Source organism: Jannaschia sp. W003, assembly GCF_025144335.1.
Classification (GTDB): Bacteria; Pseudomonadota; Alphaproteobacteria; order Rhodobacterales; family Rhodobacteraceae; genus Jannaschia.
Map to the genome: position 1 here is coordinate 19,021 of NZ_CP083539.1, position 8,480 is coordinate 27,500.

An 8,480-nucleotide genomic window follows, 5' to 3' on the forward strand; every position below is an offset into this window, starting at 1 on the left:
GCTGGAACGGCGACGCCGATTCGTGCGATGCGCGGGGCCGGGGCACCGTCGCCCCCGGGAGGGAGACCGTCATGGACGACAGCTTCAACATGTCGATGCGCAAGTTCCTGAAGCAGGTGGGCGTCACCTCGCAGCAGGCCATCGAGGAGGCCATGCGCGGCCAGGACACCGCCGGCAAGACGTTCCGCGCCCGCGCCGTGATCACGGTCGAGGGGCTGGACATGGAGCACGTGGTCGAGGGCCGGATCGAGGGCGCCGAGTGAGCCTCACCCGCGACGACGTTCTGGCCGCCCTGCGGGGCATCGAGGACCCGGCGGGCGGCGACATCGTCGCCTCCGGCGTGGTGCGCGCCCTGAACGTAGACGGCCAGGCCGTGCGCTTCGTGATGGAGATCGCGCCCTCCATGGCCGAGGCCTACGCGCCGCTCCGCGACGAGGCCGAGCGGCGCCTGCGCGCGCTCGGCGCGGACCCGGTCTCGGTGGTGCTGACGGGCCACGCCGAGAAGGCTCCGCCCCCCGACCTCAAGCCCGCCCGCGCGGCCGAGCCCAAGGGCCCGCAGGCGGTGCCCGGCATCGCGTGCATCCTCGCCATCGCCTCGGGCAAGGGCGGGGTCGGCAAGAGCACCGTGTCCGCGAACCTCGCCTGCGCCATGGCGCAGCGCGGCCTCCGGGTGGGCCTGCTGGACGCCGACGTCTACGGCCCCTCGCAGCCGCGGATGCTGGGCATCTCGGGGCGGCCCTCCTCGCCCGACGGCAAGACGATCCTGCCGCTGCGCAACCACGGCGTCACCGCCATGTCGATCGGCCTGATGACCAACGACGACCAGGCCGTGGTCTGGCGCGGGCCGATGCTGATGGGCGCGCTGCAGCAGATGATGACGCAGGTGCAATGGGGCGCGCTCGACGTGCTGCTCGTGGACCTGCCGCCCGGCACCGGCGACGTGCAGATGACTCTGAGCCAGAAGTTCCGGGTGGACGGCGCCGTGATCGTGTCCACGCCCCAGGACGTGGCGCTGCTCGACGCGCGCAAGGGGATCGACATGTTCCAGCAGCTGAAGGTGCCGATCCTCGGCATGATCGAGAACATGAGCACCCACGTCTGCTCCAGCTGCGGCCACGAGGAGCACATCTTCGGCCATGGCGGCGTGGCGGCCGAGGCCGCGAAGCTGGGCGTACCGCTCCTGGCCGAGATCCCGCTGCACCTGTCGATCCGCGAGGCCGCCGACGGCGGCGCCCCGATCGTCGTCTCAAAGCCCGACGGGCCGGAGGCGGCCGCCTTCCACCGCGCTGCAGAAGCGCTGATGACGCGCGTGCCCGCGTGAGCGAGGCGCCGACCTTCCCGCCGCTGATGGCCGGCGAGGCGGTGATCGCCGACCCCGTGGATGCCGCGATCCTGCGCGCGCAGGAAGGCTGCGACGGCGGGCTGATCTGCTACCGGGTCGGTCCCGCCGAGAGCGGCGCCGCGCTGGTGCTGGCCCCCGACGTGACGCTGGAGGAGGGCGCGGCGATGCTGCCGCTGTGCGGCGTGGGTCTCCAGAACGCCCTTGGCGCGCTGGCCCCGCCCGAGGTGGCCGTGCATCTGGACTGGGACGGCACGGTGCGCGTGAACGGGGCGCGCTGCGGGCATCTGCGCGCGGTAGCCTCCACCGATGAGGTTGACGTGGTGCCGGAATGGCTTGTGGTGGGCTTCTCGCTCGCCTTCCGCCCCGGGGACGACGAGCCGGGGCACGACCCGGACCGCACCGCGCTCTTCGCGGAAGGCTGCGGCGACCTCGCGCCCGAGCGGCTGATCGAGGCCTGGGCGCGGCACACCATGAACTGGATCGACCGCTGGGAGCGCGAGGGCATGGCCCCGCTCCATGCGGAATACTCCGGCCTCCTCCACGGGCTGGGCGAGCCGTTGCCCGACGGCGCCACGTTCCTCGGCCTGGACGAGCGGCTGGGCATGCTGCGCAAGGAGGACGGCGCGACCCGGCTCGTGCCCCTCGTGACCCTGGTGGAGACCCCATGAAGCTGGCCCGCGCGATCCATTTCGACGAATCCGACACCCGCGTCTTCGCCTCGCCCGCGCGCACCGGCGAGTGGTGCGTGTCGGGGGGCTTCGAGTTCTCGGACTGGACCGAGGGCGACCTGGCCGGCAAGGCGCGGCAGGCCTTCGCGAACGGCTGGCTGGGGCTGGAGACTTTCGGGCGCGCCACCTTCGTGGCGGTGACCGAGGCGACCGAGGCCGAGGTCGGGGTGCTGACGGACATGCTCGCCGCCCACTTCGTCGCCTTCTACGGCGCTCCCTCGGCGGAGGCGGCCCGCCCCGTCGCCGCCGAGGAGATCCGCCACATGGCCGAGCTGTGCGACGGCCACGCCCCCAACACGCTGCTCACGGTCGCGCGCGAGTTGACGCCCGCCGGCGTGCGCGAGGCGTTCCGGGTGATCGAGCCGCAGGACGCAGGGCTCGACCAGTTCGCGATCCACGGCTCGCTGGACGAGTAGCGCCTACTCCGCCGGCGCCGCCGCGTTGAAGGTGAACAGGCGCTCGCCCGCGACGGTGTAGCCGTCGACTAGGGCGCGGGCCGCGTCCGAGGTCAGCCATGCTTCCAGCCGGATTGCCGCATCGGCGTTCGCGTGGGGATGGCGCTCGGCGCTGACGGGCAGGAAGGCGTACTGATTGAACAGCGCGGGGTCGCCTTCGAACAGGAGCACGAGCCCGCCCCGGTTCGCGAAGTTCAGCCACGAGGCCCGGTCGGTCAGGGCGTAGGCGCCCAGCCCGGCGGCGGTGTTGAGCGCCGCGCCCATGCCCGCGCCCACCTCCTTGTACCAGCCGCCCCGCGGCGCGACCCCGGCGGCGGCCCAGAGCGCGCGCTCGGTCTTGTGCGTGCCGCTGTCGTCGCCCCGGCTCACGAAGTCGGCGGCCGCCTCGGAGATGCGCCGCAGGGCCGCGTCGGCCGTCTTCGCCCCCATCACGCCCGCCGGGTCGTTGGCGGGGCCGACGATCACGAAGTCGTTGTACATGATCTCGGTGCGGTGCGGCGCGTGGCCGGCGGCCACGAAGGCCTCCTCGGCGGCGCGCGAGTGCACGAGGATCGCGTCCACGTCGCCCGACTCGCCGAGGCGCAGCGCCTGCCCCGTGCCGACCACGAGGAGCTGCACCTCGATGCCGGTGTCCGCCTCGATCGCGGGCAGTAGCACGTCCGAGAGCCCCGAGTTGTGGAACGAGGTGGTGACGGCCATCCGCATCTTCTCGGCCTGCGCGGCGGAGGCGGTGGCGGCGGCGGCCAGGAGCCATGCGAACGCGGCGACGGTGCGGATCATTCGACGATGTCTCCCCTCAGGAACGCCCGCGCCTCGGGGGTCGCGGGTCCGGCGAAGAAGTCATCAGCCCCGGCCCGCTCGTGCAAGAGCCCGCCGCGCATGAACCACACCGCGTTCGCGAGACGGCGGGCTTGCCCCATGTCGTGGGTGGACATCACCAGCGTGGTGCCCGCGTCGCGCGCCGCCACGAGGATCGCCTCGATCTCGCGCGTGGCGCGCCCGTCGAGCGAGGCGCAGGGCTCGTCGAGGAACACCAGCTCCGGACCCGGCGCGAGGGCGCGGGCGAGCGCCAGCTTCTGCCCCTCGCCGCCCGAGAGCTGGGTGGCGGGGCGGTCCATCGCAGCCCCCAGTCCCACCCGCTCGACCCACTCCGCCGCACGCTCGCGGGCCTCCGTGCGGCGCAGGCCGGCGAGGCGCAGGGGGTAGGCCACGTTGTCCACCACGCTCCGGCGCAGCATGACGGGGCGCTGGAACACGAAGGCCTGCGCACGCCGCGCCGCCTCCACCCCGCCGCCCCAATCGATCCGCCCGCCATGCAGCCGGGCGATGCCGTGGAGCATCCGCAGGAGCGACGTCTTGCCCGCCCCGTTGGGTCCGATCACGACCGTGATGCCGCCCCGCTCCAGCACGATGTCCACGGGGCCGGCCAGCACGCGGCCCCGCCGGCGGGTGAGCGCGCCGTGCGCGCGCGCGGGAAGGATGCTCACCAGCGGCCCTCCGACTCGGTGCGCCCCAGCCAGTGGATCGCGAGGTTCACGGCGAGCGCCAGCGCGATCAGCACGAAGCCGAGCCCCAGCGCCATGGCGAAGTCGCCCCGCCCCGTCTCGAGCGCGATGGCGGTGGTCAGCACGCGGGTGGCGTGGTCGATGTTGCCGCCCACGATCATGATCGCCCCCACCTCGCCGATGCCCCGCCCGAACCCCGCCAAAGCGGCCGTCAGTAGCGCGCGCCGGGCGTCCCACAGGAGCGCGCGGATGCGCTGCCCTTGCGTGGCGTTCATGGAGATCAGGAGGTCGTGGTACTCGCTCCACAGGTCGCGCAGGGACTGGTGGGCCACGGAGGCGATCAGCGGCACGATGATCACGACCTGAGCCACGATCATGGCCGTGGGCGTGAAGAGCAGCCCCAGCACGCCCAGCGGCCCCGCCCGACTAAGCAGCACGTAGACCACGAGCCCCACTACCACGGGCGGCAGGCCCATCAGCGCGTTGAGCACCGCGATCACGGTACGGCGCAGGCGGAACCGGCGCACGGCGAGCCAGGCGGCGAGCGGAAAGGCGATCACGGCGGCGACAACGAGTGCGGTCAGCGTGACGCGCAGCGAGCGCAGCGTGATCTCCACCAGGTCGGGATCGAGTGTGACCACGAGGCGCACGGCAGCGGCGAGCCCCGCCCACAGGTCGTTCATGTCGCTCTCCCCGCTCGCGCCCCCGGTTCTAGCGGGCCGCGATGGGGCGCGCAAACGCCTGCCCGCATGCCCGCGCCCGGTGAGGCGATCCGATCCGCGCCCCGGACGGTCCGCGACGAGCCCCCCATCCGACGGGTGTTGCCGAACCGTGCCGCGCGCCTGCTATGGTTCCCCTGCGGCAGCGCCGCCCGAGTCGCGCGATCGCCGCAGGGAAAGTGGGAGGAATGCGATGGAGCCGACATATCTGGTGGTCGGGCTGGACGGGAGCCCCGCGGGGGAGCGGGCACTCGACTTCGCGCGCGAGCGGGCCCGGGCCCTCCGGGACTGCGTGATCGTGGTCTGCTACGTGGTCGAGTGGTCGCCTTGGACGTTCCAGACCGCGGAGGAGAACGAGCGGCGCCACGGCCGCCGCGAGGAGGAGACGCGCATCGCCCACGAGCGCATCGTCGATCCGGCCGTGCAGCGGCTGCGCGGCGAGGGCCTGACGGTCGAGGACCGGGTCGCCCACGGCGATGCCGCCGAGGTGCTCAACCGCCTCGCCCGCGAAAGCGGCGCGGCGCAGATCATCATCGGCCGCGTGGGCGCGCAGAACATGGTCGAGCGGGTGTTCGGCGGCGTGAGCGGACGCCTGATCGCCAGCGCCACCGTGCCCGTGACGATCGTGCCATGAGAGGGGACAATCACATGCGACATCTCGCAGGGGCCGCCGCGGCGGCCACCATCGCGGCGCTCGCGCCGTTCGCCGCCGCCGCGCAGGAGGCGCCCAGCCTCGACGACCGCGTCAACGCGCTGTTCGCCGACAGCACCGGCTGGTTCGTGAACCTGATCTTCGCGCCCCTGCCCTTCAGCGTGTTCGGGGTCTCGTTCCCCTGGATCGTGCTGTGGCTGGTGGTCGGCGCCACGGTGTTCACGATCTACTTCGGGTTCATCCAGTTCCGCGCCTTCGGCCACGCCATCGCGCTGGTGCGGGGCGACTACTCGGACCCGAACGACGCTGGCGAGGTCAGCCACTTCCAGGCCCTCGCGACGGCGCTGTCGGGCACCGTGGGCCTCGGCAACATCGCAGGCGTCGCGGTCGCGGTGGGAATCGGGGGGCCGGGCGCGACGTTCTGGATGATCGTGGCGGGCCTCCTGGGCATGGCGTCGAAGTTCACGGAGTGCACGCTCGGCGTGAAGTACCGCAACGAGTTCCCGGACGGACACGTCTCGGGCGGCCCGATGTACTACATGACCAAGGGGTTCACCGAGCGCGGCGCGCCCGGGGGGCGCATCATGGCGGTGCTGTTCTCGATCTTCTGCATCGGCGGCGCGCTCGGCGGCGGCAACATGTTCCAGGCCAACCAGGCGCATGCGCAGATCTCGGGCATCGTCGGCGACTATCCCGGCTGGATCACCGGCGTGGTCTTCGCGGTCGTGGTGTTCGCGGTGATCGTCGGGGGCATCAAGTCCATCGCCCGCGTCACCGAGAAGGTCGTGCCGTTCATGGGCCTGCTCTACGTGGGCGCGGCCCTCGTGGTGCTCCTGGTCAACTTCGACATGATCGGCTGGGCCTTCGGGCAGATCTTCGCGGGCGCCTTCACCGGGCTCGGCGTGGCCGGCGGCCTCGTGGGGGCGCTGATCCAGGGCTTCCGCCGCGCGGCCTTCTCGAACGAGGCGGGCGTCGGATCGGCTGCGATCGCCCACTCGGCGGTGCGCACCAACGAGCCGGTCACGGAGGGCGTGGTGTCGCTGCTGGAGCCGTTCATCGACACGGTGGTGATCTGCACCATGACGGCGCTGGTGATCACCATCTCGGGCGTCCTGATCGTTGACGAGGCCACGGGCCGCTTCGTGCTCGACGAGGCGGGAACGGCGATCTCCACCGTGGGCGGCGTCTCGGGCGTGCAGCTCACCTCGGCGGCCTTCGCGACGGGTCTGTCGTGGTTCCCCTACGTGCTGGCGCTGGCGGTCGTGCTGTTCGCCTTCTCGACCATGATCTCCTGGAGCTACTACGGGCTGAAGGCCTGGACCTACCTCTTCGGCGAGGGCCAGACCAAGGAGCTGGTGTTCAAGATCATCTTCTGCCTGTTCGTGGTGATCGGCGCGGCGGCGCAGCTCGGCGCGGTGATCGACTTCTCGGACGCAATGATCTTCGCGATGGCGGTCGTCAACATCACGGCGCTCTACGTGCTGATGCCGATCGTGAAGCGCGAGACCGCGAGCTACTTCGGGCGCCTTCAGTCGGGCGAGATCCGCAAGCACCGGTAGCGAATGGGGGGCGGCGTGATGGCGCCGCCCCGTCGTGAGAGAGCCTGAAACGCCAACGGCCGCCCTTGGGGGCGGCCGTTGGCGTCGATCTGCGGATTTGGTTGCGGGGGTAGGATTTGAACCTACGACCTTCAGGTTATGAGCCTGACGAGCTACCGGGCTGCTCCACCCCGCGACGGTAGGGCTTGGGTAAGCCCTGGGTGTCGGTGGCATCGTCATAGAGATACGCGTTCCGGGCCCTTGCTAGGTTTGGCGATGACCTACTCTCCCACGTCTTAAGACGCAGTACCATTGGCGCTACGGCACTTAACGGCCGAGTTCGGGATGGGATCGGGTGTTTTGCTCGCGCTATGATCACCAAACCGAGCAAGGGTCCGGAGGGTCCAAGTCTTGTGCACTTCGTATGCTTTCGAGCGGAAGCCTTGCTTCCACTGGATCGGGTCAAGCCTATCGGACAATTAGTACCGGTCAACTGAGCGCATTGCTGCGCTTACATCTCCGGCCTATCGACGTGGTGGTCTACCACGGTCCTCAGGGATACCTTGTTTCGAGGGGGGCTTCCCGCTTAGATGCCTTCAGCGGTTATCCTGTCCGATCATAGCTACCCTGCACTGCCGTTGGCACGACAACAGGTCCACCAGTGGATCGTTCACCCCGGTCCTCTCGTACTAGGGGCAACTCCTCTCAAGTATCCTACACCCACGGAAGATAGGGACCGAACTGTCTCACGACGTTCTAAACCCAGCTCACGTACCTCTTTAAACGGCGAACAGCCGTACCCTTGGGACCTGCTCCAGCCCCAGGATGAGATGAGCCGACATCGAGGTGCCAAACACTGCCGTCGATATGGACTCTTGGGCAGTATCAGCCTGTTATCCCCGGCGTACCTTTTATCCGTTGAGCGATGGCCCTCCCACTTGGGACCACCGGATCACTATGGCCGTCTTTCGACTCTGCTCGACTTGTCAGTCTCGCAGTCAGGCTGGCTTATGCCATTGCACTCAACGAGCGATGTCCGACCGCTCTGAGCCAACCTTCGCGCGCCTCCGTTACTGTTTAGGAGGCGACCGCCCCAGTCAAACTACCCGCCACAGAGGGTCCCGGATCCGGATAACGGACCGCGGTTAGACACCAAGCGATGCAAGGGTGGTATCTCAAGGGAGGCTCCACAGAGACTGGCGTCCCTGCTTCGAAGCCTACCACCTATCCTGCACATGCATGGCCTGATGCCAGTCTGAAGCTGTAGTAAAGGTGCACGGGGTCTTTCCGTCTAACCGCGGGTAACCTGCATCTTGACAGGTAATTCAATTTCGCTGAGTCGATGTTGGAGACAGCGGGGAAGTCGTTACGCCATTCGTGCAGGTCGGAACTTACCCGACAAGGAATTTCGCTACCTTAGGACCGTTATAGTTACGGCCGCCGTTTACCGGGGCTTCAATTCGGAGCTTGCACCCCTCCTTTTAACCTTCCGGCACCGGGCAGGCGTCAGACCCTATACGTCGTCTTGCGACTTCGCAGAG

At 69.6% G+C, this 8,480-nt stretch carries 9 protein-coding genes, 1 tRNA gene and 2 rRNA genes (1 of these 12 running past the window's edge); 6 read left to right on the forward strand and 6 right to left on the reverse strand.

What is annotated here, in order from left to right; all coding sequences use genetic code 11:
• Positions 1–71: 71 nt before the first annotated feature.
• From K3554_RS00085 to K3554_RS00100, 4 genes are read left to right on the forward strand one after another with little or no spacing between them, the layout of a single operon-like run.
• Positions 72–263, forward strand: coding sequence for a DUF6494 family protein (locus K3554_RS00085; protein WP_259942134.1), 192 nt, complete (start codon positions 72–74; stop codon positions 261–263).
• Positions 260–1,321, forward strand: coding sequence for an Mrp/NBP35 family ATP-binding protein (locus K3554_RS00090; protein ID WP_259942137.1), 1,062 nt, complete (start codon positions 260–262; stop codon positions 1,319–1,321). Before K3554_RS00085 ends, K3554_RS00090 begins: the two co-directional genes overlap by 4 nt.
• The gene (locus K3554_RS00095; protein ID WP_259942139.1) at positions 1,318–2,010 is read left to right on the forward strand and encodes a biotin/lipoate--protein ligase family protein; all 693 of its coding nucleotides are present in this window, start codon (positions 1,318–1,320) and stop codon (positions 2,008–2,010) included. Before K3554_RS00090 ends, K3554_RS00095 begins: the two co-directional genes overlap by 4 nt.
• Positions 2,007–2,486, forward strand: coding sequence for a DUF6505 family protein (locus tag K3554_RS00100; protein ID WP_259942141.1), 480 nt, complete (start codon positions 2,007–2,009; stop codon positions 2,484–2,486). The genes K3554_RS00095 and K3554_RS00100 overlap by 4 nt, the downstream gene beginning before the upstream one ends.
• A 3-nt stretch (positions 2,487–2,489) precedes the next feature.
• Here K3554_RS00100 and K3554_RS00105 read toward each other — a convergent pair whose 3' ends face one another.
• The 3 genes from K3554_RS00105 to K3554_RS00115 are packed head-to-tail and all read right to left on the reverse strand — an operon-like array spanning position 2,490 to position 4,713.
• Entirely contained in the window at positions 2,490–3,305 is an 816-nt protein-coding gene (locus K3554_RS00105; RefSeq protein ID WP_259942143.1) for a substrate-binding domain-containing protein, read from the reverse strand.
• Entirely contained in the window at positions 3,302–4,015 is a 714-nt protein-coding gene (locus tag K3554_RS00110) for an ATP-binding cassette domain-containing protein (RefSeq protein ID WP_259946003.1), read from the reverse strand. Before K3554_RS00110 ends, K3554_RS00105 begins: the two co-directional genes overlap by 4 nt.
• Positions 4,009–4,713 carry an ABC transporter permease gene (locus tag K3554_RS00115; RefSeq protein WP_259942145.1) on the reverse strand — a complete coding sequence of 235 codons (705 nt, stop codon included), beginning with the start codon at positions 4,711–4,713 and terminating at the stop codon, positions 4,009–4,011. Before K3554_RS00115 ends, K3554_RS00110 begins: the two co-directional genes overlap by 7 nt.
• A 229-nt stretch (positions 4,714–4,942) precedes the next feature.
• On the opposite strand from K3554_RS00115, the gene K3554_RS00120 reads away from it, so the two are divergent.
• Both K3554_RS00120 and K3554_RS00125 read left to right on the forward strand, forming a co-directional pair.
• Positions 4,943–5,383 (forward strand): universal stress protein, encoded by a 441-nt coding sequence (locus K3554_RS00120; RefSeq protein WP_259942148.1) that lies wholly within the window; start codon positions 4,943–4,945, stop codon positions 5,381–5,383.
• Positions 5,384–5,397: 14 nt separating this feature from the next.
• Positions 5,398–6,960, forward strand: a complete 1,563-nt coding sequence (locus K3554_RS00125) for a sodium:alanine symporter family protein (protein WP_259942150.1) — start codon at positions 5,398–5,400, stop codon at positions 6,958–6,960.
• A 98-nt stretch (positions 6,961–7,058) separates the two neighbouring features.
• Here the strand turns inward: K3554_RS00125 and K3554_RS00130 are convergent.
• The 3 genes from K3554_RS00130 to K3554_RS00140 form a co-directional block, all read right to left on the reverse strand.
• Positions 7,059–7,135, reverse strand: a tRNA-Met gene (locus K3554_RS00130).
• A gap of 72 nt (positions 7,136–7,207) precedes the next feature.
• Positions 7,208–7,322, reverse strand: a 5S ribosomal RNA gene (gene rrf, locus K3554_RS00135).
• A gap of 75 nt (positions 7,323–7,397) precedes the next feature.
• Positions 7,398–8,480 (reverse strand): 23S ribosomal RNA (locus K3554_RS00140) (it continues 1,750 nt past the right edge of the window).

Coding starts and splice junctions, on each gene's coding strand:
- K3554_RS00085 (WP_259942134.1), top strand. CDS start 72: ATGGACGACAGCTTCAACATGTCGATGCGCAAGTTCCTGAAGCAGGTG.
- K3554_RS00105 (WP_259942143.1), bottom strand. CDS start 3,305: ATGATCCGCACCGTCGCCGCGTTCGCATGGCTCCTGGCCGCCGCCGCC.
- K3554_RS00120 (WP_259942148.1), top strand. CDS start 4,943: ATGGAGCCGACATATCTGGTGGTCGGGCTGGACGGGAGCCCCGCGGGG.
- K3554_RS00100 (WP_259942141.1), top strand. CDS start 2,007: ATGAAGCTGGCCCGCGCGATCCATTTCGACGAATCCGACACCCGCGTC.
- K3554_RS00125 (WP_259942150.1), top strand. CDS start 5,398: ATGCGACATCTCGCAGGGGCCGCCGCGGCGGCCACCATCGCGGCGCTC.
- K3554_RS00115 (WP_259942145.1), bottom strand. CDS start 4,713: ATGAACGACCTGTGGGCGGGGCTCGCCGCTGCCGTGCGCCTCGTGGTC.